This window comes from Paenibacillus sp. FSL P4-0176 (genome assembly GCF_037975265.1).
Classification (GTDB): Bacteria; Bacillota; Bacilli; order Paenibacillales; family Paenibacillaceae; genus Paenibacillus; species Paenibacillus amylolyticus.
Window position 1 is genome coordinate 6,022,839 of sequence record NZ_CP150242.1, and the last position, 26,743, is coordinate 6,049,581.

At 44.2% G+C, this 26,743-nt stretch carries 30 protein-coding genes; 8 read left to right on the top strand and 22 right to left on the bottom strand.

The window, feature by feature from the left end; genetic code table 11:
• Positions 1-114: 114 nt before the first annotated feature.
• On the top strand, positions 115-435 hold the full coding sequence (locus MKY95_RS27815) for a helix-turn-helix domain-containing protein (protein WP_036605715.1): 321 nt from the start codon (positions 115-117) through the stop codon (positions 433-435).
• 315 nt (positions 436-750) lie between these two features.
• Here the strand turns inward: MKY95_RS27815 and MKY95_RS27820 are convergent, their stop codons facing one another.
• Together MKY95_RS27820 and MKY95_RS27825 are read right to left on the bottom strand one after the other, a co-directional pair.
• The gene (locus MKY95_RS27820; protein ID WP_339195457.1) at positions 751-930 is read right to left on the bottom strand and encodes an AraC family transcriptional regulator; all 180 of its coding nucleotides are present in this window, start codon (positions 928-930) and stop codon (positions 751-753) included.
• Positions 931-1,257: 327 nt separating this feature from the next.
• Entirely contained in the window at positions 1,258-2,415 is a 1,158-nt protein-coding gene (locus MKY95_RS27825; protein ID WP_339195459.1) for a Gfo/Idh/MocA family oxidoreductase, read from the bottom strand.
• Between the two features lie 108 nt (positions 2,416-2,523).
• Here MKY95_RS27825 and MKY95_RS27830 point away from each other — a divergent pair, with 108 nt between their 5' ends.
• Entirely contained in the window at positions 2,524-3,399 is an 876-nt protein-coding gene (locus MKY95_RS27830) for an AraC family transcriptional regulator (RefSeq protein ID WP_339195462.1), read from the top strand.
• A 75-nt stretch (positions 3,400-3,474) separates the two neighbouring features.
• Here MKY95_RS27830 and MKY95_RS27835 read toward each other — a convergent pair whose 3' ends face one another.
• Together MKY95_RS27835 and MKY95_RS27840 are read right to left on the bottom strand one after the other, a co-directional pair.
• Entirely contained in the window at positions 3,475-4,224 is a 750-nt protein-coding gene (locus MKY95_RS27835; RefSeq protein WP_036605711.1) for a DUF3600 domain-containing protein, read from the bottom strand.
• Positions 4,211-4,798: a sigma-70 family RNA polymerase sigma factor gene (locus tag MKY95_RS27840; protein WP_036605710.1), complete on the bottom strand. Its 588-nt coding sequence runs from the start codon at positions 4,796-4,798 to the stop codon at positions 4,211-4,213. Before MKY95_RS27840 ends, MKY95_RS27835 begins: the two co-directional genes overlap by 14 nt.
• Positions 4,799-5,617: 819 nt before the next feature.
• Between MKY95_RS27840 and MKY95_RS27845 the strand changes: the two genes are divergently transcribed.
• The 5 genes from MKY95_RS27845 (at position 5,618) to MKY95_RS27865 (ending at position 9,197) form a co-directional block, all read left to right on the top strand.
• Positions 5,618-6,121, top strand: a complete 504-nt coding sequence (locus MKY95_RS27845) for a DedA family protein (protein ID WP_036605709.1) — start codon at positions 5,618-5,620, stop codon at positions 6,119-6,121.
• Between the two features lie 44 nt (positions 6,122-6,165).
• Complete coding sequence (locus tag MKY95_RS27850) at positions 6,166-6,732, top strand: methyltransferase domain-containing protein (RefSeq protein ID WP_036605708.1); 567 nt, start codon at positions 6,166-6,168, stop codon at positions 6,730-6,732.
• Positions 6,733-6,789: 57 nt separating this feature from the next.
• On the top strand, positions 6,790-7,470 hold the full coding sequence (locus tag MKY95_RS27855; protein ID WP_036605707.1) for a response regulator transcription factor: 681 nt from the start codon (positions 6,790-6,792) through the stop codon (positions 7,468-7,470).
• Between the two features lie 49 nt (positions 7,471-7,519).
• Complete coding sequence (locus MKY95_RS27860; protein WP_081745816.1) at positions 7,520-8,563, top strand: HAMP domain-containing sensor histidine kinase; 1,044 nt, start codon at positions 7,520-7,522, stop codon at positions 8,561-8,563.
• A 121-nt stretch (positions 8,564-8,684) separates the two neighbouring features.
• Positions 8,685-9,197 (top strand): methyltransferase domain-containing protein, encoded by a 513-nt coding sequence (locus MKY95_RS27865; RefSeq protein ID WP_339195467.1) that lies wholly within the window; start codon positions 8,685-8,687, stop codon positions 9,195-9,197.
• Positions 9,198-9,215: 18 nt separating this feature from the next.
• On the opposite strand, the gene MKY95_RS27870 is transcribed toward MKY95_RS27865, so the two are convergent.
• From MKY95_RS27870 to MKY95_RS27905, 8 genes are all read right to left on the bottom strand, one after another.
• On the bottom strand, positions 9,216-9,998 hold the full coding sequence (locus tag MKY95_RS27870) for an SDR family oxidoreductase (protein ID WP_036605704.1): 783 nt from the start codon (positions 9,996-9,998) through the stop codon (positions 9,216-9,218).
• An 85-nt stretch (positions 9,999-10,083) separates the two neighbouring features.
• Complete coding sequence (locus MKY95_RS27875; RefSeq protein WP_036605703.1) at positions 10,084-10,662, bottom strand: TetR/AcrR family transcriptional regulator; 579 nt, start codon at positions 10,660-10,662, stop codon at positions 10,084-10,086.
• Between the two features lie 55 nt (positions 10,663-10,717).
• Positions 10,718-11,716, bottom strand: coding sequence for an NADP-dependent oxidoreductase (locus MKY95_RS27880; protein WP_036605924.1), 999 nt, complete (start codon positions 11,714-11,716; stop codon positions 10,718-10,720).
• A gap of 307 nt (positions 11,717-12,023) precedes the next feature.
• The gene (locus tag MKY95_RS27885; protein ID WP_036605702.1) at positions 12,024-13,109 is read right to left on the bottom strand and encodes an alkene reductase; all 1,086 of its coding nucleotides are present in this window, start codon (positions 13,107-13,109) and stop codon (positions 12,024-12,026) included.
• Positions 13,110-13,169: 60 nt separating this feature from the next.
• Positions 13,170-13,928, bottom strand: a complete 759-nt coding sequence (locus MKY95_RS27890) for an SDR family NAD(P)-dependent oxidoreductase (RefSeq protein ID WP_036605701.1) — start codon at positions 13,926-13,928, stop codon at positions 13,170-13,172.
• A 313-nt stretch (positions 13,929-14,241) separates the two neighbouring features.
• Positions 14,242-14,745, bottom strand: a complete 504-nt coding sequence (locus tag MKY95_RS27895) for an SMI1/KNR4 family protein (RefSeq protein WP_339195471.1) — start codon at positions 14,743-14,745, stop codon at positions 14,242-14,244.
• A gap of 215 nt (positions 14,746-14,960) precedes the next feature.
• On the bottom strand, positions 14,961-15,755 hold the full coding sequence (locus tag MKY95_RS27900; protein ID WP_339195474.1) for an RNA methyltransferase: 795 nt from the start codon (positions 15,753-15,755) through the stop codon (positions 14,961-14,963).
• Positions 15,756-15,781: 26 nt separating this feature from the next.
• Entirely contained in the window at positions 15,782-16,483 is a 702-nt protein-coding gene (locus MKY95_RS27905) for a TrkA family potassium uptake protein (RefSeq protein WP_076254620.1), read from the bottom strand.
• A gap of 128 nt (positions 16,484-16,611) precedes the next feature.
• On the opposite strand from MKY95_RS27905, the gene sspI reads away from it, so the two are divergent.
• Positions 16,612-16,845 (top strand): small acid-soluble spore protein SspI, encoded by a 234-nt coding sequence (gene sspI, locus MKY95_RS27910; protein ID WP_017692323.1) that lies wholly within the window; start codon positions 16,612-16,614, stop codon positions 16,843-16,845.
• Between the two features lie 228 nt (positions 16,846-17,073).
• Here sspI and MKY95_RS27915 read toward each other — a convergent pair whose 3' ends face one another.
• The 10 genes from MKY95_RS27915 to MKY95_RS27960 all read right to left on the bottom strand — a co-directional run bounded on the left by MKY95_RS27915 (position 17,074) and on the right by MKY95_RS27960 (position 26,738).
• The gene (locus tag MKY95_RS27915; protein WP_339195478.1) at positions 17,074-18,657 is read right to left on the bottom strand and encodes a peptide chain release factor 3; all 1,584 of its coding nucleotides are present in this window, start codon (positions 18,655-18,657) and stop codon (positions 17,074-17,076) included.
• A gap of 352 nt (positions 18,658-19,009) precedes the next feature.
• Positions 19,010-19,408, bottom strand: a complete 399-nt coding sequence (locus MKY95_RS27920) for a DoxX family protein (protein ID WP_024634146.1) — start codon at positions 19,406-19,408, stop codon at positions 19,010-19,012.
• A gap of 381 nt (positions 19,409-19,789) precedes the next feature.
• Entirely contained in the window at positions 19,790-21,340 is a 1,551-nt protein-coding gene (zwf, locus tag MKY95_RS27925) for a glucose-6-phosphate dehydrogenase (protein ID WP_076328936.1), read from the bottom strand.
• A gap of 215 nt (positions 21,341-21,555) precedes the next feature.
• Positions 21,556-22,305, bottom strand: coding sequence for a YwmB family TATA-box binding protein (locus tag MKY95_RS27930; protein WP_076328935.1), 750 nt, complete (start codon positions 22,303-22,305; stop codon positions 21,556-21,558).
• A 408-nt stretch (positions 22,306-22,713) separates the two neighbouring features.
• Positions 22,714-23,382: a response regulator transcription factor gene (locus MKY95_RS27935; RefSeq protein WP_091020933.1), complete on the bottom strand. Its 669-nt coding sequence runs from the start codon at positions 23,380-23,382 to the stop codon at positions 22,714-22,716.
• Positions 23,324-24,439, bottom strand: coding sequence for a sensor histidine kinase (locus MKY95_RS27940; RefSeq protein WP_339195481.1), 1,116 nt, complete (start codon positions 24,437-24,439; stop codon positions 23,324-23,326). The genes MKY95_RS27935 and MKY95_RS27940 overlap by 59 nt, the downstream gene beginning before the upstream one ends.
• A gap of 31 nt (positions 24,440-24,470) precedes the next feature.
• Positions 24,471-25,118, bottom strand: a complete 648-nt coding sequence (liaF, locus tag MKY95_RS27945) for a cell wall-active antibiotics response protein LiaF (RefSeq protein ID WP_036605686.1) — start codon at positions 25,116-25,118, stop codon at positions 24,471-24,473.
• Positions 25,119-25,268: 150 nt separating this feature from the next.
• Complete coding sequence (locus MKY95_RS27950; RefSeq protein WP_017692315.1) at positions 25,269-25,976, bottom strand: PspA/IM30 family protein; 708 nt, start codon at positions 25,974-25,976, stop codon at positions 25,269-25,271.
• A gap of 1 nt (position 25,977) precedes the next feature.
• Positions 25,978-26,487 carry a PspC domain-containing protein gene (locus tag MKY95_RS27955; RefSeq protein WP_339195484.1) on the bottom strand — a complete coding sequence of 170 codons (510 nt, stop codon included), beginning with the start codon at positions 26,485-26,487 and terminating at the stop codon, positions 25,978-25,980.
• 17 nt (positions 26,488-26,504) lie between these two features.
• Positions 26,505-26,738: a PspC domain-containing protein gene (locus MKY95_RS27960; RefSeq protein WP_036673255.1), complete on the bottom strand. Its 234-nt coding sequence runs from the start codon at positions 26,736-26,738 to the stop codon at positions 26,505-26,507.
• Between the last annotated feature and the right edge of the window lie 5 nt (positions 26,739-26,743).

The following is a 26,743-nucleotide window of genomic DNA, read 5'->3' on the forward strand; positions in this document are numbered from 1 at the left end:
TAACATTAAGAACAATTGGTATGTGACATTTTACACATATGGCCTGTGGACAAGTAGGTTACAATAAGTATACTAATGATATTACAAGCAATACTAAATCAAAGGAGTACAATCATGAGCGATGATGAGAATGCCAAGCAGATATGTACAAAAGTGGAACAATCTTATCAGATCATTGGCCGAAAATGGGTAGCCCTCATTATCCATGCGTTGATGGAGGAACCCAAACGCTTCAGTGAGATTCACGCTTATATCCCTGACTTGAGCAAACGTGTGTTAAATGAGCGAATGAAGGAATTGGAGGAAGAAGGACTTGTGGTTCGCCATGTGGTCACGGAACGTCCAGTTCGAACTGAATATATGTTGTCACGAAAAGGAACGGAACTGGGGAGGGCGCTAAGCGCCGTGGAACGTTGGGCTGATAAGTGGCTGTAACAACTTGAGGAATCCTTAAGGTTTATTTAGCTTGAAGGTTACCGCTGTTGCAATCCCGGAGGTGGAGTATCGCATTTAGCAACTGGCTAGTGCACTCCACATTCGGGATTTTTTCACTTCAAACGGTGAATACTAATTGTATATAGAGACGTAATAACGCTATTATTTTACAAACTAAAATAATGCTTGCTGCACCGTTCAAATTGTTGCCGATAATACAACGGGCTCGTCCCGGCAGATTTGCGAAATAACTGGATGAAATACATCCGTTCGGAAATCTGGCACGTCTGCCAATCTCCTCCACCGAAAATGTTATTATATATCAAGGCGTAAGTAGTCATGCTTCAACCTTCGAGCTGTGACGTAATCCGTAATGCTGCTACCTGTCTCTTGATGAAAAATGCGGGAAGCATACGATTTGGACAGGTGAACATCTGCCGCCATCTTGCCCAATCTGATCTCATAATCCAAATGCTTTTTAATCCACCACATCATCTTCTCCAAGTGTCTAAAATGACGTGAATCCGCTAAATGTGAAAGCGCTTCATTTACGCCCTCTTTCTGTTAAACCAACACACTCAAAAGCTGAAGCTAAACAGCAATGATTCTTCCTATTCTCCCTCACACGACTACGAGACTGATTGTAGCTCTCATTGATCCAATCCCTGACCATGGAGATTATGATCTTGAAGTGAATACGAGTTACATGGATGGAAAAATCAAGTGTATTGATTTTTTATGGTGATGTAGGTGTAATCGACCTAGTACAAAAAAAGATGCCCATTCTCACTTATGTGAGGGGCATCCTTTTCACGGAAAACACTACGAATCCAACTTGCTCCCGAGTGTAATACTCGAATCCTCGAAGTTGTCCACCGTCGTCTTTTTTTCATAAAAGTGTACGGCATGTTGCATAATTCCTTCTCTTGTGTAAAACGCGTCTTCCGCCCCTAGTGGAAAAACAACCTTCTCTCCCGTACTTGCCGACTTATAGATACCCACAATCAGTTCAAGCGTATTCCGACCACTTTGGCCATCCACCAGAAGGGGTGATCCTGTCTCAATAGCATTTAACACATTCTCAACTTGCCCAGCGTGACCGACATGAGTAACATCCGGTAATTCGTCAGCGAGCTTCTGAATCTGGTGTTCCAATTCTCGATTCGGTTCCGGAAATCCGTTATTCCGCGCGGTAGAAGCAACCACTTTCCAAGGTGCAGATACCCGGGCTTCTTTGCCCTGAAAAATTAACTGCTGCTCCTCTCCGTGATGTACGACGGAACTGGTAATCATGCCAAGCGCCCCTTCCTGGAAGCGAAGCATCGACATGGATATATCCTCAACTTCGGCATTATCATGTGCCGTATTTGCCATCATGGCCTGTAATTCCACTGGAGGTCCCATCATCCAAAGCATGGCATCAATATGATGCACCGCATGATTAAGGGTACAGCCTCCTCCTTCTTTTTCCCATGTCCCGCGCCACCACAGATCATAATAATTGTGGCCCCGCCACCAGAACGAATCAACCTGCACATGTACAATCGGTCCCATCCGTTTACTGTCCAGCACACCTTTTAGCTTCATCATTGGTGTCGTAAACCGATTCTGTGCTACTACGGATAACAACTTGCCACTTGCTTGCGCTGCTCTCAACATCAGATCCGCTTCCTCCAGGGAAGAAGCCATCGGTTTTTCAACCAACACATGTGCACCTGCTTGCATGAAATCACACGCAATGGGAGCATGCGTATACGGTGGTGTACAGACTGATACCAGATCAATGTTTTGGGCAAGTAACTCTGTGTAATCCGTGACAGCTTGTGCACCTTCCAGACCATATTCATTAATTCGCTTCTGTGCTTTTTCCACGTAGATATCGACCACAGCAACAATCTGACATCGCTCAGGGAACGACATATATGCTGAGATATGTGCTCCACTAATTGCACCTGCTCCGATAATCGCCACTTTTAACATCGTTGCATACCTCCCTTATTCCCTTCACAATACACAATAATAAAGCGCTTTTATGCGTTCATCTTGTGCTAAAATAAAACTATCTTGCGCATGATAAGGGAGGCATACATGAAGTCCATCTTTCTGGGAGAACAATTTAATCTGGTCTGTCGTCGTACATCCAACACTACGTCTCGCGAAGTGTTCCATGCTCATTCGCAGCTGGAGATAACCTATATTCACGAAGGATATGGGCAGTTGATAACCGAGGGTCAGGTTTTCTCCCTTGAACCCGGTATGCTCATGATTTTTCGACCTTTTCAATTGCACCACATCCAGATTCAAGTATCCAGACACAAGCCTTTCATTCGAAATGTACTCATGGTTGAACTTGATCTACTGAAGGCACATTGGCCCCAATTTATCGTTACTTACGACTTCATACAGGATCTGCTGGAAGAGCAATCCCCCATTCAGCCCATCCGACTTGCTGCCACATCTCCACTCGTTCAACGAATGGAACAATATGCAGATACGTATCCAGATCTGCTTCCTCACGAAGTAGAGGAGGATACACGCCTCTTTTTATTGGATCTGCTCGCACAACTTCGCTATCTGTGGCAGGACGGGCAGCAGCACCGCTCCCAAGATGTACTTTCGTCCAGTGCTAACGTTCTTCACCCTCATGCCGAAGCCATCATGCAATGGATTGAGCAGCATTACCAAGAGCCTTTTCGTTTGGAGCATATCGCAGATACACTTCATCTATCTCCCTATCATCTATCTCATGTATTCAAAAAAGCGACTGGCACCACCATTGTTGCTTATGCCCAAGCCACCCGCATTCGTCATGCCTGTGTGCTGCTCACTCGATCCTCGCTCACCGTTCCCGAAATCGGTCACCGTGTCGGTATGACCAGCCCCTCTTACTTTTGCAAAGTATTCCGTTCTACCACAGGCTCTACACCACATCAATATCGGCTGAAGGTGCAAGGGAGGAAGTAATGGATTACAACAACAAGAAAGAAGCGAAAGAATTCACTTCTCCGCTTCTTCTCGTACAAACCGATTTCACTTGCTTCACCGCACATCAAGCCCCAACTTCTCCAAATACGGAATAAGTCGCTCTCTTAATTGCCTCAAATCATCCTTCTGTTCCACTGACAAGCGCTCATCATGAATGCTTCCATCCTTGTCTACCACCATCACTTCATACGCCTTCATTTGTTCATACACAGATTTGAACTCGGTAAACTCCTCTTTAGTTAACATCTCCTCCGCCCGCGCCAACTGCTCCGTCCAGAATTGTTGCTCATTCATAGGATCCTTTTGTGAAGCAGTACTCACAGCTTCCAGCTTCTCGAAAAACGGTTCCAGCTCGGCTACAAGAAGGTTATATCGTTCCTGCTCCACTGTACTCCACTGCTCTGGATGCATATTGCCCTGAGAATCGGCATACTTCACGGCCATTTGCCCTAATTGCTTCAGCAAGTCCATATATTGAACAAATTCTTCTTCGCTGAAATGGGCCTTGGCCGTCTGCAGCTTTGCTTCCAACCTCATATAATCTTCAGCTGTTCCCCCCATAGCTTTGATATTCTCCTGTGAACCATATATTCCGTCTGCGAGATAGGTGTATCCTGCGTAGGCTCCGGTGGGTATAATGAGCACAACAGCTAATAGTCCAGTGATCAGCCATTTTTTTCGATTTCTTCTGATGTGTGAATCATTTCGAATACTATCCATCATTTTATGTTTAATTCTCGCAGGAACGGACCAGTCTTTGGTCTCTTCCTGGTAGGCTGTTCGCAACTGTTCATCGAGTTTCATGCAGATCCTCCACCTTTCCCCGCAATCTTGGATTCATCTTCTCTTTCTGTCTTAACTTCGCCAGCGCCGCATGTATGCGCGATTTTACGGTTCCAAGTGGAATTTCCAATATGCCAGCAATCTCCTCTTGCGTGTATTCATTTAAATAATGAAGTGTAACCACCTGCTGCAGCTTGTACGGTAAACGGCACACCTGTTCCAGCAGAGGACGATTTGCCAGTTTGTTGACCAGATCAGTGGAAAAATCATATTCTAGTCCCACGTCAGATTTCTCGATCCGCTTGCCAAACCGAAACTGCATCAATCTTTTGCGTCGATAACTCTGAACCTGTCGCATCGTCACCCCCATCAACCAGGGACGAAAAGCACGCTCCGCATCATATCGCGCCAATGATCGATACGCCTGAATGTAAATCTCCTGTACTACATCCTCCGCATCAGACTTGTCCTTGATGAGAAATCGCACAGTTTGATATATCCTCGTCACTGTTTTCTCATATAATTCTCCATATGCTTCTTCATGCCCCGCCCGTATTAACGTTACAAGTTCTATGTACTCATCTTGTTCACTCATTATCCATTCCCCTCCTCCTTACACTATATATTGGCATGCCAGCATCATATCGTTCGATTTATTTATTGATCTGGTGTTTATCATGATATAATATACCTAATTTTGATATAATTGGAGGTTCCGCATCTGAGTTATAAGATCCCCTTTGGTCTTTTGCTATTATCTATATCGATCGTCGGATTTATAATCGCCAGAAGCTAACTCGAGGCCTACGCCACGGTATACAGACTTATTGGGATATTGGTTATCTTATCGTCTCTTTTTCTTTCGAAAGCGGATATAAGGGAGTAACTTAGCAGGGGTGGTCACTACTGTAATGAAACTTTTCAGCAAATTGTACTCAGAATATCTCCTGATTCCACGACCTCTACGTTTGTTGTTTTTATGGGGATGGATTGTTTTGTTTTTTGTTGCTGGTACCAAATTCAGATGGTTCTACTTCCTACAATAAGCTGATTCAAAGAAGTCTGATCCCCTGGGACATAAAAAAAGAGCTGAGTCGTCATTATGACGTCTCGGCTCTTCTTTGATCATCCTCTTCCTTGCAGATAAAGATATAGGTAATCAACTCGAACTCGCTTATATGTTCCTTTTTGAGACAAACTTTATTTGATATTCAGAAATTCATATCACTTGATCACCGCTCCTGAATAGTTCTACCTGTTCAAGTCTTGCTAGTAAGTTGGCAAGGCTTTTTCTCTTGAACGCAGTTGTTTGGCTTTGCTTATGTATTCTTTAGATTTTCTTCAGATTTATGCTCATTAATTCCTTAGTTTTTTTCATTAAGATTGCTATATCAACAAGAGAGGAGGCAAAACAATGATCAGTAATACGATCTTAGAGCTACTTCATCAGTATGGTTATCTGATTTTTTATTTTGCCTTCTCATTAGGGCCTTTCGGAATTCCAATTCCAAATGAGATCACGATTATCAGCGGTGCCATTTTGAGTCACACAGGAGTTATCAATTCATGGATCACATACTTCTGTATTTTATCAGGACTATTAACGGCCATTACCTTTGCTTATTTTGCAGGGAAGTTATTTGGACCCAAGATAAAACACAGATTCCAGCATCATAAACACTTCGTCAAGGCTGAACTGATTCTGAATAAGAGTGGCAATTGGGCGATGTGCATCGGTTTGTTCATTCCAATCGTGCGATATGTTCTCCCTTTGGTGATGGGACTCAGTGGCGTGCAGTATAGAAAATTTGCTCTTATCTCCTATTCCAGTGCTTTGTTATGGACCATCACCTATTTTACAGCAGGAACTTACTTCGGCGGTCCCATTCTATCTACGCTGCAATTATTCCATTTCTAACTGGTTTGATAACATACCATCACATATATGGAGGAACCACAAATATGAATTCTAATGAACCCATTTTATTTTTGAAAAGCTTTCTGCAAAGCCCTAAACATGTCGGCAGTATCATACCCAGTTCCCGGTTTCTCGCCAGCAAAATGGTGAAGCAAGCCTCTTGGCTAGAGGCAAAAGCTGTCGCCGAGCTTGGATCGGGTACAGGTCCGATCACTCGTTATATTCATCAACAAGTACACGATTCCACCAAAGTCCTATTGTTTGAGATGAACGAAACGATGAGGAATACTCTTCAGACGGCATACCCGGAGTTCTCCTGTTATCCAGACGCCGCTCGATTGGTAGAATCCATGAATCAAGAGGGCGTTCAGCAACTGGATTACATTTTTAGCGGATTGCCGTTTTTCAACTTTGAACCTGAATTAAGAAATACGTTGGTAGACCAGATCTATAAGGCACTCAAACCTGGAGGATTATTCATCGCCTTTCAATATTCACTTCAAATGAAAAAAACATTATCCGAACACTTTATCATCGAAAAAATAGAATTAGTGCCTTTGAATATCCCACCTGCGTTCGTTTATGTCTGTCGCAAAAAGGAAACAATTTAAACATTCCAGACTATCGTTTACACTGATGTTATCCTAATTTTTAAGGAGTGTTGAATTATGAATACCGTTCTCGTTGTTGATGATGAACCCGATATCCGGGATGTCATTCATGTCTATTTACGTAACGAAGGATATCATGTCATTGAAGCAGCCAATGGTGAGGAAGCGCTAAATATTATCAAAACAACATCGGTCCAACTCGTAATACTGGATGTCATGATGCCCATTATGGATGGAATCAAAGCCTGCTTCAAAATAAGAGAAGTATCACCCACTCCCATTATTATGTTATCCGCTAAGGAAGAAGACATTGATAAAATCACGGGCCTGACTACCGGGGCCGATGATTACATGGTCAAACCGTTTAATCCATTAGAGTTACTTGCTCGCGTTAAAGCTCAGTTACGACGTCAAACACTGATCGGAAAACCAGAATCCAACTCACTTATTTTAATTAAGGACCTTATCATTGATACAAATAAACATTCCGTGAAGCTCAAAGAAAAGGACATTTCGCTTACACCACTGGAGTTCTCCATTCTGGTGTTGCTTGCCAGCCATCCTGGACAAGTATTTAGCTCCGAGAAAATTTACGAAACCGTATGGAAAGAACCTTACGGGTATTCAGATAATACGGTGATGGTTCATATTCGTAACCTGCGAGAGAAATTGGAAGTAAATCCGCGGGAACCCCATTACATTAAAACGGTATGGGGAGTGGGATATAAAATTGATTAAACGATTACCACATTTTAAAAAAAAGATACAGATTAACATCCTATATCAAATGTTGATCAGTTTATTGATTTCGTTTGTTGGCTCTGTGGGTGTAAATAATATGTTGATCATAGCTGCCGCAAAAATTAGTGAAAGATTTAATTGGCCTTCGCTCCTCTACATTTTTCCTTACGTTCTAACACCAATCTTCATCGTAATTTTCACGTTAATTTTTTTGTTTTCCACACGAAAAATTGTGAGAGATCTCATTACATTAGAGCAAGGGCTTCAAATCATATCTGAAGGAAATCTGAATTACAGGGTGCCCGTTAATCGACAAGATGAACTTGGACGCGTTGCTTCCAACATCAATCATATGACAGAACAGTTAAAGCAACAGATTGCTAAAGAACGTGAATTGGAGCAATCCAAGATGGACATGATCACTGGCATCTCACATGACCTGCGTACACCGCTTACCAGCATAATTGGCTATATTGAGCTTCTCAAATCAGAATCATTTCAAGACAAAGCAGAGTATGATCGTTTCATCCAAAATACCTATAACAAAGCAACACATTTGAAGAAGTTACTCGATGATTTATTTGAATATACGCGTCTTAACGAAGTGAACACCCAATTGGATTTGAAAAATATTGACCTCTGTCAGCTATTGGACCAATTGTTGTTTGAATTCGAACCTTTAGCTCAGGAGCATGGGATTCGTATTGAAAAAACACTCGGTAATGCTCCAATCATGGTTTCCCTGGATAGTGATAAGATCGCTCGAGCTATCGACAATCTCCTCATGAATGCACTAAAGTATTCCTTTAAACCGGGCACGATTCATGTTCGAATGAGTGTGCAGCATAATCACGTTACCATTGAAGTAGAGAATAAAGGCATACCACTAACGATAGAACAAAAAAACAGACTGTTTGATCGCTTTTATAAGGTGGATTATTCGAGGAATAGCGAAGGTATTCAATCAGGATCTGGTCTGGGACTTTCTATTGCGAGAAACATTGCGGATTTACATCAGGGGACTTTAACACTAAAACATACGCGTAACGTATTTATATTCCAACTAAGCTTGCCTTCTAACATCCAGTGAAACATCAATAGCATTGATAATGGAGGATACCGCTATGAAAACATCCGAACCACTTCTTTTCCTGCAAGGATTTCTGAGGAACCCTAAACGAGTAGGCAGTCTCCTCCCCAGCTCCAAATTTTTGGCTAAGAAAATTGTCCAGTCTGTACGATGGGATGAGGTAAGAACCATTGCTGAGCTAGGGCCAGGAACAGGGGCAGTCACACGTCTTATGAGAGCTGAATTACCCCAATCTGCTACCGTTTTTTTATTTGAAAGAGACCCGAAAATGAGGAATGATCTGAAGAAAACATATCCTGAATTCATGTACCATTCGAATGCATCCTATTTAGTGAAAAAGATGCATCAAGAACATATACATCAATTGGATAATATCATTTGTGGACTGCCCTTTTTTAATTTTTCCAGAGAAATGAGACAAAACATCCTGTCACAGATCCATACAGCGCTCCGACCTGGAGGCACGTTAGTTTTATACCAGTACTCCCTTCATATGAGGAAACAATTAGCTGAGTTATTTGAGATGGAGAAAATTCAATTTGTGCCTTTCAGCTTCCCTCCTGTTTTTGTGTATGTTTGTCGTAAAAGACAAGATGAAGGACAACGTGTATCGATCGACTTGAGGAGGACTTGATTTATCCTCTTTATATGTTTAATGTCCTGTCTTGTCCTGTGAGGATCTAATTATGCGAGTCATCATCTTACGCGGCAACAACCGCGGCATAAACGCGATGAATCGGTTCCGAGCTCCAGGCATAATTAACGTCTTGCCACGTAAGAAGCCTCGATACCCTTCTTCGGCCACCTGTCCAGCTTCCATGATCGGGCCCTGCAACATCTTCGAGACACCCATACCCGAACGATCAACAAACCCGGTGGATGTCAGGCCTGGGCACAGTGCCGTTACTGTAACGCCAGTTCCGCTTACTTCATTCTCCAAAGCCTCAGTGAACGATAGTACATATGCCTTTGTTGCATAATATACCGACATCAACGGCCCAGGGAAAAAACCTACCAACGAAGCCACATTCATCACACCGCCTTGCCCACGTTGGATCATATCCGGCAAGAATAGCTTTGTCATGACGGTTAAAGCCTTGATATTCACGTCAATCATATTAACTTCTTGTTCCATATCCGTTTCCATAAACGTCCCGAACAGACCGAAACCTGCATTGTTGACAAGATAGTCAACAACAATGCCCTTTTCCTTCAGCTCATGATAAATCTCCTGTGGTACCCCAGGTGCTGCTACATCTTTGGCAATAACCGTCGCCTGAATGCCATACTTTTTCCGATACTCCTGAGCTAGATCCTGTATTTTACCCTCGCTTCGTGCTACCAGCACAATATGATGTCCACCTTTGGCAAACCGATTTGCTAACTCTTTACCGATCCCACCCGATACCCCTGTGATTAGAACTGTCTTTCTCATATCGTGACCTGCCTCTCTTTTCTATAAAATATGTTTCATCTGGAACATCAATTAGAATGAACGTTCTATAATAGTAACAAATAGACTACCTTAGTATGAGATCCATGGATAGCATCGCTATACGAAGCAGTTTTTCCTTGGTCATCGAAGTCTTGGCCATCCCCCTTAACCCAATGCTTACGTTATGCAGATATTCCGCCAATACCTCGGCGTTGTACTCCGTTGTGAATTCACCTTCTTGCTGTCCCCACACCATAATGTCCTTGATTAGTTTCTCCGTATTTGCAAACATCTCCGTCGATCGGTGGTTCATGTCTTTATCACGTGCCGCCAATTCTACCGTCGAATTAACAATGAAGCAGCCTGATGCTGGAGATTCCTCTCCATGAATTAAAGAAAGAAATATAAACTGAAGTGCTTCCGTTGCCGTTTTAGAACGCTTTACGCCTGCTGTAAGGGCGGAGCTGATTTTGTGATCATACAGATCTACTGACTTTAGAAACAAGGTATGTTTGTCGCCAAATGTGTCATACAAGCTTTTACGATGAATTCCCATATGATTGACTAGATCTGTCATCGACGTCTTCTCATACCCTTGTTCCCAAAAAAGTCTCATCGCTTTATCCAGTACAACAGACTCATCGAACTCTTTGTTTCTCGCCATTAGCTTCCCTCCTGTTCAGAAAACAAACATTGAATAACATGCTCTCGTTGGGCCTTTAAAAGGTAAGAATGACTTTACCCTGGGAGTGACCCGTGGACACTTTAATCAATGCCTTTTCAATTTCATCAAACGTATAGGTTGAATCGATCGAGGGTTTGATATCTTCTTTTTCTATGAGAGCTGTGATTTTTTGCAATTGACTCCCGCTGGAGTGCACGAATATAAAGCGATATTCATTTTGATTCTTACGCGCTAAAGAATCCAGGCGTGCACCTACAAGGCCAAACAATGCTTTTTTCCACATTGGAAAATGGCTGTCCGCTGCAAAACGATAATTGGGTCCCGCTTTCAAAGAAACTAATTTCCCCTGTGGTTTCAAAATGCTTAGTTCAGCTTTGATTTCATCCGCACCCAAGGTGTCAATCACATAATCGATATCGGACAGGATATCAGCATAATGTTCGGTTTTATAATCAATGAATTGATCTGCTCCGATCGACAGTGTACGTGATCTGCCTCTTTCGCTCCCACTTGTAATCACCGTTAGCCCCATGGACTTGGCAATCGGGATAGCCATCGCACCGAAACCACCGGTTCCCCCAGGAATAAACAGCTTTTTATTCGGTTCGGCTTGGAGTACATCATGCAATGCTTGATACGCGGTCAAGGCAGTAAGGGGTACTGCAGCAGCTTCGATAAAAGACAGATTTTCAGGCATCATGGATAAAGCATCCTCATGTACAGCCGCATATTCAGCAAAAGCACCAATTTTATTCAGAGGTAACCTTGTATAAACCTTATCACCCACTTTAAAATTCAAAACATCATCACCGACAGCTTCAATGACACCCGATAATTCATTCCCTAAAGTTAAAGGTAACGTATAGTCGGCAATCATCCGAACACTACCATTCATATTCAAGATATCCAGCGGATTTACACCCGCAGCTTTTACTCTGACAAGGACCTCACGGCTATGAATCTGAGGTATCTCAATATTATTGATTTCCACCTGGATTTTTTTAGAGTATTTCTGTATTTTAGCTGCTCTCATCATTTATCCTCTTCCTTTGCTTATAGACTACATAAGTTGAACTAAAGATTATTTACACTGATACTACGATGACAGAACAACCTTCCAATCGCTGTTATCCCCAGATTTTTTTGATCCCCTTTCTAAAGGGAAAATCCGGTGATAAAGGCGAGGTGTATGCTTCCGAAGTAGCTTTCTTTCAGAAAGCTTTTAGCTTCGCTTTTTCAGGTTCTTTCTGTCCTCTCCGTTAATGTGTAAATGATTAGTTCAACTTATGTAGGAACATGGCGCGCAGTATTCAGTTGTACGCCATGCTCCATGCTTTGTGCTAGTGTAGCCCCTCTTGCGACTTTAATTCTTCCAACGTAGGGTAATCCGTGTAGCCCTTACTTCCCAATCCAAAGAATGTTGTCGTATCTGCTTCATTCAGTGGCGCACCTTGTCGAAGTCGTTCCACCAAATCTGGATTAGCTAAGGACCATACACCTACAGGTACCACATCAGCGAGACCACGATCTAAATCGACACTGAGATCATCCAACGTTCTTCCAGCCCGATTGACCAACAGTGGATTTTGCCAGATCGAACGAATGTCTTGGAGCAGTTGTTCATCTCCAAGATGCATAACATGAAGGTAAGCCAAATCCAATTGAGCCAATTCTTCTACAAGATAGCGATAGAGTTCAGGGCCTTGTTCGCCATCTTGAATTCCACCCAGCGGTGTCCCTGGTGAGATACGGAAGCCAGTTCGTTCTGCGCCTATTTTCTCCACGATGGCTTTGGTTACTTCAATCGCAAAGCGAGCACGATTTTCAATTGACCCGCCATACTCATCTGTCCGTGTATTTGAATTTTCTCCCAAGAATTGATTGATCAAGTATCCGTTGGCCCCATGAATCTCGACGCCATCCGCCCCTGCTTCGATCGCTGCGGCTGCTGCTTTTCGGAAATCGGCAATGGTCGTTTGAATATCCTCCTGACTCAATTCCCGGGGAACGGGGATATCCTGCATCCCTGTAGCCGTAAACATTTCTACACCCGGTGCGATTGCTGATGGAGCAACCGGTTGACGATGATGCGGGGTATTGTCCGGATGTGACATGCGACCCGCATGCATTAATTGGATGTACACATATCCGCCAGCTTCATGCACCGCACCCGTTACCTTTTTCCATCCATCAATATGCTTATCGGTGTAGATGCCAGGTGACCACAAGTAACCCTGTCCATCATCGGATGGTTGTGTTCCTTCCGTAATCAGAAGCCCCATCGTTGCACGCTGAGCATAATAAAGTGCCGCCAACTCTCCAGGTGTACCATCTTCTTGTGCTCTACTGCGTGTCATAGGTGCCATCGCTAGTCGATGAGGCAATTCCATGTTGCCAATCTTTGTTTTACTCCATATCTTTTCCAATTGGATGTACTCCTCTTCTTATTTGAGATTTTGTAGATGTATCCTCTGGATTCTGCTGTATTAATTCAATTCTGAAATCACCGGGTAGATTGCGCCTGTCAGTTGGAACTCATAGTTCTGGTCTACAATTCCCACGACCACTTCATTGTGATCATACAGATTGATCATGAAGCCTGCCATTTCTTTAGCAGTGTGGTACTTAGACATGTTTGCTTTGTAATCAAATCCTTCAGTATCTATTGATTTTTGTACAAATTCTGTTTCCGTGACCGCTGGTGCCAGCACCTTCGCTTTTAGTTTTGCACCCTTCAATTCCAGTTCTTTGGCAAGGCCCTCTGTGAAGGCACTAACGTAGTATTTCGATGCAGAGTAAGCCACACTGCCTACAGCAATGGCATATCCGAGTGCGGATGAGACGTTAATCAATTGAGTGCCTTCCACATTCGCATAATCTCGCACATACAATGTAGATAGAATGGTCAAAGATTCGATGTTAACACGCAGCATGGTCTCCACTTTATCCAAATTCTGTTCAGCAATGAACGAGCCTTCTCCAAGCCCTGCATTATTAATCCAAGTCTCAATTTCATATTCCTTCAAATCGTTATATAGCGTGTACGCCTCTGCGGTAACAGACAAATCGCTTGTATGAACGATAACATTTACTTTAGGATCGATACCCTGAATAGTCGATTTAAGTTCTTCAAGCTTATCCAATCTTCTAGCTACCAAAATCAAGTTTTTACCCCGTGCTGCAAATGCCAATGCTGTTTCATATCCAATTCCTGAACTTGCTCCTGTGATTACGGTGTATTTCATCTTATTCTCTCCCTTATATTCTTCAGATTAGTGTAATTTCAGTTTTTAGAACGATCGTTCTTTATTGTGCAAAAAAAAGTAGTTAGATCTAACTTGCTGTTAGCATATCATTTCTAGAACGAACAGTAAACAATTATTTTATATATAGAAAATATGCTTGGAACACACTTAAATGAGACTAAAATCACGCTATATATACCATTTTTTATATCATAAATTAAGAATTCCTATATCGTTTCATAAGTTCTTTAATTTAATAATCTAATGTCAGGCCGCTGGCCACAAGTATAACCATCAACCTTTCCTAGCTACGCTAATCTGAATTCGACATCATCCATGCCAGAAATTCTCCAAACGAATCGGATACCTTTTCAACCTCTTCAAATTCCGGCTCACATCCACGTACAATAGCCCCATTGTCGGTTGTTAAGTCAATGGCATAGAAGGAATATCCATCCTCCACAGACATTACGATCGGTAAGTGATGATCCCACCAGGCCGTTATCTCTGACTGCCAAATAGAATCACCCTCTGCTGCCTCCAAACTAAGCATTTCAAATTCATTCCATTGGAATGCGGTCTCCGTGCTATTGTTGAACTCAGCCTCACAAATAAACCAGGTTTGCTCATCCGGTGCAACGCATTTTTCAACTACATTTAGAAATTCTAAATATTCATCTGGAAGTCCTTTATATCTTGAAGTAACGTTGCTGTTTAAATGTGACTGCGAACCGGATTTACTCATTATGTCCCAGCCCTTTTCCCCGGCCCAAGCCATAAATGCCCTAAGGTGAGTTTTTTCTTTTCCATTATTCATTTCCAATTTATACACCTGCCTATCAGCTTAAGAAATAGAAACTATATCACCTATTCGGGATTTGAATGGAAAATCCCTGCTGTCGTGCTTCAAAGAGAAAAACAAAAAGACTGGAAACATGGTTGGGAAAAGCGGCAACCAGGTTCCAGCCTTTGGTGGTTTGAAGAAAGTTAATTTTAGTTAGGGACAGTTAATTTTAAATTGGACAGGAATTATTAGTTAGTAAATATCCGCTGTCTCATCGCCTCAAACAACAAAATCGTTGCCGCCATTGCCGCGTTGAGCGACTCTGCCTGTCCCTGCATCGGGATCGTAATCGCATCATCTACCAAACGTGCCGTAGCATCCGAAATGCCTTTGCCTTCGTTACCAATCACAAGCCATACCGACTGCGTAAAATCATAGCTATAACATGAATGCTCTGCCTGCAAAGAAGTACTTACCAGCTTCACGCCTGCAGCCTTCGCTTCGGGAAGCAAAGATTCCAACTGGCCCTCCACAATGGGCAAATGAAACAATGACCCCATCGTCGAACGAATCGTCTTTGGGTTATACACATCAGCACAGCCCGCGCCAAGTACGACCCCAGCGACTCCAGCTGCGTCCGCACTACGGATGATCGTCCCCACATTACCCGGGTCTTGCACTCCGTCCAGCACAACAACAAGCCCACGTGCTCCTGCGATCAGGCTTTCCAGTGGCTCACTGCCTTTACGCACAATTGCGAATACAGGCTGCGGTGTCATCGTATCCGTACATTTGGCGATAACCGCAGGAGATACACTAACCCACTCCACACGCTGAAGCGGGTTTTCAAGCCCGGCAAGCTCATTCGGTACGCCTTGCTCTCCATCGTACACAATACACTCCAGATCTGCTCCGGCGCGCAATGCTTCCTGTACCAGATGAATGCCCTCAATGATATATTTATGTTGACGGGTACGATGCTTTTTCTCCAGCAACTGCGCCCATTCTTTTACACGTGTATTTTGCGGTGATACAATATCCATCTTTCCATCCTTCCCATCTGTATCCATCACTTCGGATACGCAAGCTCCATTTTCGTCAAATGATCCTTGTGACCCACAATGATCAGCACATCTCCAGCTTCGATCCGATCCTCAGCGTACGGCGAGATGTTCATCGAGTTCCCACTGCGGATCGCCATCACGTTACAACCAAAACGTGCACGGATGTTTAATTCCATCAGGTTTTTACCGATCATTTGCTCGGAGGCTCTCATCTCCAAAATGCTGTAATCCTCAGATAACTCGATGTAATCCAGTATATTAGGCGAGGTCAGATGATGGGCTACGCGCAGTCCCATATCCCGCTCAGGATAGATGACTTTATCCGCCCCAATCTTCTGCAATACCTTACCATGAAGCTCATTTTGGGCTTTTACGATCAGAACGGGTACACCCATATCTTTCAATATCAGGGTTGTCAGAATACTCGCCTGAATATCTTCACCAATCGCCACAACGACAACGTCGAAATTCCGTATGCCCAGCGCACGCAGCGCTTCTTCATCTGTTGAATCTGCCGATACCGCATGGGTCACCACATTGGACATTTCCTGAGTCCGCTGCTCGTCCGCATCAATTGCCAGCACATCGAATCCCATGCCACTCAGTGCATTGGCAACACTTGATCCGAACCGTCCCATGCCAATTACGGCATACTGTTTCTTGGCCATTAGGGTCTTAACCTCCCGCTGCTCTTCAGCATGACGCATCATTACGGATACCCATGCTAACGTAAATAATCCTTCGTAGTATACCACAAAGCCTGATAAACTTGAATGCGCTAGCGCTTCCCAGGGAACAGTATTAGAGCAGCCGAATATACGAGGAGGGAATTGCGATGCCCATTACATTAAGCCTGCGTGAAGCGATTGTTCATAAAGTTCATGACAAGAGTGATGATCAGCTCCGGGAGATGATTGAAGGTTCAGTAGATGGACCGGAAGCTGCATTACCTGGACTTGGCGCCATTTTCGAGATGATCTGGAAGAACACAGAACCTGCCAAGCAGGAAGAACTCATTCAAATCGCGCAAGAGCATCTGCACACCATTCCCGTTCAACCGCTTAGCTAATCGAAGCAGTGGAGGGTAAGGTAACCATCATTACGTTTGTTCTGTCTGCAAAAGAAAGCTTTCCCTTATTCGGCTGGATCATACCCGCCTCCAGGTAAGGTGTATAGCAATAGATCCCTCCGCCAATTGGCGGAGGGATCTTATTTTTAACAAGCTCTATCTCATCACATGAACTTGTCACGTTTAACTAATCTTTTAACAATTCCCACGAAAGACTTCCGTCTTCACTTAAGGTGCAGTCTCCAGGAATTGTGCTGTAGGATTTTTATCCATAGCCGTTCTCATTGCGTACTCATTTTCGAAGAGCACCACATAATTCCCTTTTTTATCTTTTACAAGCGCAGAGTTAATCCGGAATTTGCTTGGGTCCAGATTCTCGTCCACGATCCAGCGAGCGAACTGATAAGGCATGCGCTGCAATTGCACATCTACCCCATACTCGCCTTTCATCCGGTATTCAAATACCTCGAACTGAAGTTGACCAATTACGCCGAGGATTGTCTCGTCGAAACTTGCCGTCTGGAACACCTGAATGGTTCCTTCCTCCGTCAACTGATCAATTCCCTTTTGGTATTGTTTATGTTTCAACGCATTTTTCACAGTAACTTTGGCGAAAATCTCTGGTGAGAACGTTGGCAACTCCTCAAAGATAACCTCGCTGCCTTGGCTCAGTGAATCGCCAATCCGGAAGATACCCGGATCGAACAAGCCGATAATATCGCCAGCATATGCCTCTTCGACAATATCCCGGTCTTGTGCCAGGAATTGCTGTGGCTGTGACAGCTTGATTTCTTTGCCCACACGAGTATGCTTCACACTCATTCCACGTTGGAACTTGCCTGACACAATACGCAGGAACGCAATACGATCCCGGTGTGCCGGGTTCATGTTTGCCTGAATCTTGAACACATAACCGCTGAATTTCTCATTCGTTGGCTGAATCTCTCCTGCCGTACTGCGACGTGGTTCAGGCTTCGGTGCCAGTTCCAGGAAGTTCTCCAGGAAAGTCTGTACGCCGAAATTGTTGATCGCACTACCGAAGAAAATAGGTGTCAATTCGCCGCGTTGAACTTTCTCCATGTCGAATTGGTCGCCCGCAATATCCAGCAACTCCAGATCCTGACACAATTGATCATGCAGGTATTCTCCTGCCATCTCACGGATAATCGGATCTTTGTAGCCATCTACCTTTTGTACTTTAATCGTCGAGTGATCGTCCCCTTGGAACAATTCCACCTGATTTTTCATCCGGTCATAGACACCACACAGCTCGCGACCTGTACCAATAGGCCAGTTCATCGGAACCGAACGAATACCCAGTACATTTTCAAGCTCTTCCATCAGGTCAAATGGGCTTTTACCCTCACGGTCGAGTTTGTTGATGAACGTAAAGATTGGAATGCCACGCTTCGCACATACCTGGAACAACTTGATCGTTTGTGCCTCGACACCTTTTGCCACGTCAATCAACATCACCGCGCTATCGGCAGCCGTCAGTGTACGATACGTATCTTCACTGAAATCCTGGTGACCCGGTGTATCCAAAATGTTGACGCGATGATCCAGATAATCAAATTGCATTACGGAAGAGGTAACCGAGATCCCCCGTTGTTTCTCAATTTCCATCCAGTCACTTGTTGCGTGTTTGCTGGCTTTCCGAGCTTTTACCGTTCCCGCAAGGCGAATCGCGCCCCCGAACAGCAACAGTTTCTCGGTTAATGTAGTTTTACCCGCATCCGGGTGAGAGATAATGGCAAACGTCCGGCGTTTGTCCACTTCCTGTTGAAGAATATCATTTGCAGCTTTGCTCATAGGTTTAATCCCTTTCGTCCGTTCATTCACGTTAATCCGGCATGGCCGGTCCATCATTCAATCTTTATGCAATCCGGCGAGGCCGGTTGATTGTACACGAGTTTTTACGTACTAGGTATTTACACACTAGATTAATTTTACACATTTACAATGGAGTTCATCCTCCTCAAATCTGTGCTTTCATGTATACCGTGAACTGCTTCTTAACCCAACTCTCCTATTGTACCATAATCTGTACCGAAAATAACCGATTACTACCGCAGATTCTTCTCTTTTCACTTGCAAAAAAAAAGCACCCTTCAGCCATTTCCATGGCATCCAGGCACTCCTCATTCATTTTTATTTATCGGTTTTAGAAAATCAATGCATCCAGCGCGTATTGTCCGCCACCCGTCAGGGCCAGCGCTACACCAATCACCAGAATCGCGAGATTATATTCGAATCCGTTCTGTGTGGACCAGTATCCGTTCGCACCATGGACTTTCACAATCGCAATGACCATCGTCAATGCAATCAGAATGCCACCTACTGGTGTAAGCAGACCCAGAGCCAACAGCAATCCGCCACCGAATTCCGCGAGTCCAGCCAGCAACGCCACCAATGCACCGGGCTTCATGCCCATCGACTCAAACCAGCCACCTGTACCCTTGATCCCGTAACCTCCGAACCAACCAAACAGCTTCTGAGCCCCGTGCGCCATGAACGACAATCCAATCACCAAACGAATCAACAACAACCCTACATCCAACATCATTTTCTTTTTCCTCCATTCGATATATACAAAATAGTATTCTTAGATTAAAGATATTATGCACATTTTTTCTTCATGATTCTCTGTGACGCAAACCCCTTCAACTGGTTTACATTTTATCTCATGAATGATAACTTATCCGAAACGTTTGCCCGAATGAAGTTTGTCATTTGCGTAACTCTTTAACTCATGTGTTGAGTATAAGTTACATACTTACTTTTTGTCAACAACTTAATTTAAATTACTTATTTCCTTAGGATGGATACCTACCTTTTCACCGCTAAAAAGCCTGGGTACACCGCAAAATTTGCGATTTCCCCAGGCTCAGTCATGTTGTGTATGTTGTTAATACTGTTGTTAATGCCCTTACCTTACCCTACCCTAACCATTCACTTGCCAGATCACGCTGTCCTCGTCCTGACCATTCACCGGCCACCAGTGGAATCCATCCTGCTCCAGTAGCTTATCTGTCGCTTCTGGTCCCCAAGTTCCAGCAGGGTACGTATGAAGCTCTCCTTGATTCTGCCCCCAGGCTGCTGCGATCCGATCCACAAAAGACCAGGCTGTTGCCACTTCATCCCAACGGGTGAAGTACGTAGAATCCCCTTCTGCTGCATCATGCAGCAGACGTTCATACGCTTCAGGCGAGTTAATTCCAATCATGCAGCTCTGACAGAAATCCATTGCGAGTGGCTGAATCTCGGAATCCGAGCCTGGTTTCTTGGCATTGATTTTGATATATATGCCTTCCATCGGATTCACCCGAATGACCAGCAGATTCGGTTCCAATTTATACTTTTTCCCAAGGTACACGTTGTTTGGCATCGACTTGAACTCAACTACGATCTCGGTTGTTTTCACCGGAAGACGCTTGCCTGTCCGAATGTAGAATGGAACACCCGCCCAACGGAAATTATCCACGAATACACGTGCTGCAAAATACGTCTCCGTATTCGACTGCGGATCAACCTTGTCTTCTTGGCGATACCCCGGAAGCTGCTTGCCACGGTACTCCCCTTCGGCATATTGCCCCCGCACAACGTTGTTGCTCACTTCCTCATCCGAGGTGAACGCCCGTAGAGAGCGTAATACCTTCACCTTTTCATCCCGTATGTCTTCCGGGAATAGGCGACTCGGCGGTTCCATCGCAATCATCGTCAGCATCTGGAGCATATGATTCTGCCCCATATCACGCAGTGCACCGGAGTGATCATAATAACCACCACGTTCTTCCACGCCTACCGTTTCACCAAGCGTAATCTGAACGTTGGCAATATGTTTGTTATTCCAGAGCGGTTCAAAAAAAGCATTTCCAAACCGAATCACTTCAATATTTTGCACCATTTCCTTGCCCAGATAATGATCAATCCGATAGATTTCCTCTTCACGGAATACCTCACGAATCTGCTCATTCAGATGTTCGGCGGATTGCAGATCATAACCAAATGGTTTTTCGATCACCAAACGGTTCCAACCCTTACTTTCTAACATACCACCGTCCCGCAAACTGTACGAGACACTGCCAAACAGCTCAGGTGCCAGTGCCAGATAGAACAGCCGGTTCCCCGGCGTGTTAAACTTTGATTCCAGATGCTCCGTCTGCGCACGCAGCTCTTTGAATCCTTCCACATTATTGATATCCAGTGCTTTGTATTCAAAATGATCGACAAAAGCGTTCCACTCATCAGGTTCCCCCGCTGGATAACGGCAGAACTCTTTAATGGATTCATAGATGTCTTCCCGGAATTCTTCTGGGGACCTCGGACGACGTGCTACGCCAATAACCGCAAAGTCTTCGGCAAGCTTGCCTTCACGGTAAAGACTGTAGATAGCCGGAAACAGCTTCCGGCGGGCCAAATCACCCGTTGCTCCAAAAATGAAAAATACTGCGCCTGGTGTCTGTACTTCATCTTGCAATTGTTTTTCAACCATGGGCTCCTCTTTCTTCCGGGAAGATAACCTTCATGCTCTCCCCGAGCTATGTAATGGTGTTATATATGCACGACATACAACTGTCAATTACCAGCAAGTTCCTTCTTGGATGTGATGCCATTTTAGCATATCAACTGAATGGATGCACTATTTCAAACTCATTTTTCTGATAAAGATTCTCAATATTGGGTCCTAATTCATGAAAAAACCATTCCTTAATATTCAATCGTAATCACCGGAAACCCCACTGTAATTCGATTGTCGGCCTCGTCTCCAACCTGGTGAACTGCGAGTTGCATATTCAACATGTGCGAGCCACTCTTGATCGATAGGGGCAGCTCAGCCGCCTTATAAGAGACACTTCCGCTGGCTACATCTGTATAACGTTCAACTGAGGCGATATCCACCTTTGTGGACAGCTGTTTTTCGATCAGTTCCAGTTGCTGACTCGCATCATGTTCAGTAGCAGTAACTGCTGTACCTTGCACAGACATATTCCAGGTTGCCTTCATCCCTGAGTCTACAAGCAGTTGATCGACCTCTTCATGTAATGTCATTAATGCCTTCCGATCCGTGTGTGCATCCCCTGAGAGTTGTACGATGGCATAGTAACCATTGTCTCCTGTATCGACGACATTGACCAACATGCCTACGCCACCATTAGCTGTATCGACAATCTCTTCACTACGGTAAACATCATGACCCGTCTGGCGTACCCGCACAGGTTGTTCCAGTCCCAAGTGACCAGCCAGTAACACGGCCTGCGCTTGTGCATCTCCCTTGCCTTCTCCTTGCCATTTAATAACTAGACGATCCACATTATCAATCACGCTGTCAGCAGTATAGATTAACTGTTCCAGTTGGGCTGCTTTGGATTCATTCTTCTCTGCATATACCTGTGTCACACCGATAAGAATAATGATTGCCATTGCCAATATACCTGCTGTCATCCAACGATTTAACATTTGAATCCCCCGCTTCTTTCTTGCATTCTATGAATCTATCAACAGCATGCCCCTTTCGCATATTTGCTATACTTCTTCTGCACACAACAAAAAAGCCCCACCCGCCACTTGCATGGCAGATCAGAGCTTTCCATTCATCTTTTCTATATAAATTGAACTACACAATATTTACACTCGCCACTCCGATGACAGAACAACCTTCTGATCGCTGTTATCCCCAGATTTTTTGATTCCCTTTTTCAAGGTAAAAATCCGGGGATAAAGGCGAAGTTTATGCTTCCGAAGTAGCTTTCTTTCAGAAAGCTTTTAGCTTCGCTTCTTCAGGTTCTTTCCGTCCTCTTATCTATAACTTCCGCACATGAAAGCACGGTTCTTTGGCTTAATTATGGATAGTACATATGATTCTTCTTACTCTGCAAGTCCGTTTTTATAAGCATAGATCGCAGCCTGTGTACGGTCGTCTACGCCCAATTTTGCCAGTAAGTTTGTAACATGGAATTTGACCGTCTTAATGCCGATGATTAGATCATCAGCGATGTCCTGATTCGATTTACCTTTGGCGAGCAACCGGAGCACATCCATTTCTCGGTCAGTCAATTCATCATGCAAAGGAGCTGCTGCCTGTGGCTGCCGGAAGCGATTCATCATTTTCGAAGCCACCTGTGACTCCAGAACGGATTGCCCGCGAGCTGCTGCGCGAATCGCATCTGCCACTTCATTGGCTCTTGATGTTTTCAACAGATAACTGAATGCACCTGCTTCAATGACAGGATACATTTTTTCATCATCCAAGTAACTGGTCAATACAATGACTTTGCACTCTGGATACATTTTAAGTACCTGACGAGTAGCCTCAATGCCGTCCATTCCTTCCATAACCAGGTCCATCAGAACAACATCAGGCTTATATTCCTGTGCAAGCCGAATGCCTTCCTCTCCACTACCTGCTTCACCAACAACTTCAATTCCATCTTCGGTATCCAGTACCGCTGCAAGACCAATACGTACCATCTCATGATCATCCACGAGCAATACTTTGATCGACGTTTCCGTCTCCGTTTCGACTTCCGGTTCCATTGACATGTTCTTCCTCGCTTTCATCGTTCATCAAAGGTATCGTAATCTCAATCCGCGTTCCCTTACCAGGCGCTGTTACAAAATGTATGGCCCCGCCAATCTCCGTAACACGTTCACGCATGTTAGCCAGACCGTAAGAAGCTTGTTTATTCTCATCCAGATCAAAGCCTTGCCCATCATCACGAATCAATACCCGGATCGCATCAGTACGGCGCTGGATCCGTATCTCCATTTTTTCCGCTTTTGCATGCCGTAACGTATTGGACATAGCCTCCTGAACGATCCGGAACAGATGATTCTCGATGCCTTTGATCAGATCAATGTCTTCGTCCATTTCGAGCACAATGTCCATGGGTACTTTTGTTTTCAGTTCCATCACCAGATCACGCAGACCTTGTTCGAGATGTTTACCCTCCAGATAGACTGGACGCAGATGTAACAGTAACGCACGCATCTCGGACTGGGCTACCGAAGCCATCTCCTCAATCAAAGCCACCTGCCGCTGAGCACGTTCAAAATCCTTCTCCATCTTCCGTCCAACGGCCGTTGCTGTCATGGATATCGCAAACAATTGTTGCGATACCGCATCATGCAGTTCCCGTGCCAAACGTTGCCGCTCTTCCACAATAGCCGTAATTCTGGCTTGTTCAGCAAGCTGTGCATTATGAGTAGACAATCGCTGGAGCGTAGATATCTGATCTTCCCACTTTTTGCCGATTCGTCCGAGTTGCTCACTTAAACGGCCCACATCATCATCGCCCAGATCAGGTACAGTGCGTGATAGAGAGCCCTTCTCCCACAGTAGAAGTGTTTCCCGCAGCAGTTCAAGCCGGCGTTTAACCCGGTAACTCTGATAGAACCCAAAGACCGCACCAATCCCAATCAGAAGCAGCAATAAGGCCAGACCCGATTGAATCAGATGACGCCAACCTGTAAACGGAGCAAGATAACCATATGTATACAATACATACAAAATAACAGCGAACACAATGAAAACCAGGAGGATCCCTTCACCCATACTTCGGGTTACCATGTCGGTATGTCGTTTTGTCTTCATCGGGGTCTCCTCCTTCTCTTCATCTATTTTACTACGGATTACTGATGTTTAGGTCGCCAACAATATAAGAAATGACAAATTTTGCTTTATGTTCACTGGATTCATATCCAGGCGTTCTCCATACTAATTTGTTCATCATGCCGCTATCTTGTTCTCCAAGAAGATTAATCCGGCCGAAAAGAACCGATGCTTCAATCTCCACACCATAATCTTCTGGTAGTGTAAGGCGAACATTACCCATAACTCCTTGCAGCAGCACAATTGTTTGTTTCTCCTCCGGAATTGAAAGAGATAGATCCGCGTTAACCTCACCTATGGCATGCCACAGACTCATACTACGTAACGTCCAGGATGATTGATCCCAGTAGTACCGAGCCATGAAATTCTGTTTCTTCATAACGCCTTCGTCCAGATGAATCTTTTTGTTTTTCGAATAAAAGTAAGCTAAAGAAGCCAGTACAATCAAAAATACAATCATTAAATTATCCAGCAATAACAGTGCCGCACCAATGCCAAGATACCGATGACCTTTGCGGGTATCCCCATTGCGGACTTGAAGCATTCCAACCGTTAACAGAATCAGTGCGGCAGCGGTCAGGAAGTTAATATTGTCATTCAATAACATCATTGTGCCAATAATCATAATGACAACTGCAAGCCATTTACTCTTTTGATTCATCCCCGCCGCACCTCCTCTGTAAGTTAATCTCTCTTTATTCAACGGAAAAGCCATACCAGGCAATGAAGTCCTGTATGGCTTAACTTTTGTTCTACCAACCGTACATTATACACGATTTATAGAATATCATATTGTCCACTAAGCGAACAGTTATTCTTTTGAAGTTCCGTTCGCTTCATTCTTGGAACCATTGCCCATTTTATTTTTGAGGGCTTGTAATTGCTGATCCACTTTGAATTGTTTTTCCACATCTACAGGATTCGTATACGTGGATGATGTGTTGCGATAAGGTGCACGAGCTACGTCAGCTTCAGCTTCCAGCTGCATGATTTTCTCTTCCATGCGGTGGAATCCAAGTGATGCGCCGCCACTTTCGATCGAATGCAAGCTGTTGATGGAAGACATTTGTTTTTTAGCTTTTGCCATTTGTGCACGGGATACAAGTTCATTACGTTTGTTACGCATTTTGTAGAACTCATCTTTCATATCATGCAACTGTTGCAACAGATCTTTTGCTTGTGCTTCGGACTGTGCATGCAGTTCGCTGTACTCCGTAATTTTTTGATCAAAGTAGATTTTCTCTTCCAACAATTTGCGTGCCACTTCTTCCTGACCGTTAGACAGAGCTGCTTCTGCTTGGGACTCACGTTGTACCGAAGTACGCTCCGCTTCATCCAAACGTTGTTTCATGCGGCGCTCATTTGCCATTTGTTTAGCAACAGTTACCTCTGCCTCATGAATCTCAGCCTCCATATCACGCAAGTACTGGTTCAACATTACAATCGGGTCCTCTACTTTATCCAACATATCATTTACCGATGCTTTCGTCATATCCTTAATCCGTTTAAATACTCCCATTTTACTTTTCTCCCTTCTCGTAACGAGATAATTTTTGGCGAAGCTCTTCAACTTCTTTTTTCAGTGCTTTTTTCTCGATATCTTTCATCATGGAATCAAGTTCACTTTCTTGCGGTGCTCCTGCTCCGTAGGCGTTGTTGTCATAAGAACGGGGACCAGATTGAGGTCTGCCGTTGAATCCAGGGCCGGGACCGAAGTTACCAGGACTTTGTTGGTTGTGATTATTTTGAAAAGGACCTCTTGGTGGCTGATGATCATAGTTGTCGTATCCTCTGCCAGGACCAGGGCCTTGGCCCGGACCGTAGCCATATGGATCATAAGGCGGATACGGTTCTTTTGGTACCACCAGTGCTGCAATAAAGTATATTAACAACGACGTGCCGCCAGTTACGAAGATACTGATAACAAAGATGATACGCAGCAGGGTGGAATCCATTCCGATGGTTTCGGAAATTCCGCCGCACAAGCCGGTTAACATCCGGTCACGCGTTGAGCGGTATAATTTGCTCATGTGCTTGCTCCTTTCGTTTACTTGTATCCTCTTACGTTGGAATCATAAGCATATGGATCAACGTGATTGGATTCCTTTGGTACCACCAATGCAGCGATGAAGTAGATCAACAATGATGTACCTCCCGTAGCGAAAATACTGATGAAGAAAATGATACGTAGCAGCGTGGTACTCAATCCGAGATTTTCAGAAATGCCACCGATCAAACCTGTTAGCCTTCGATTACGCGCCGAGCGGTATAATTTATTCATTGTGA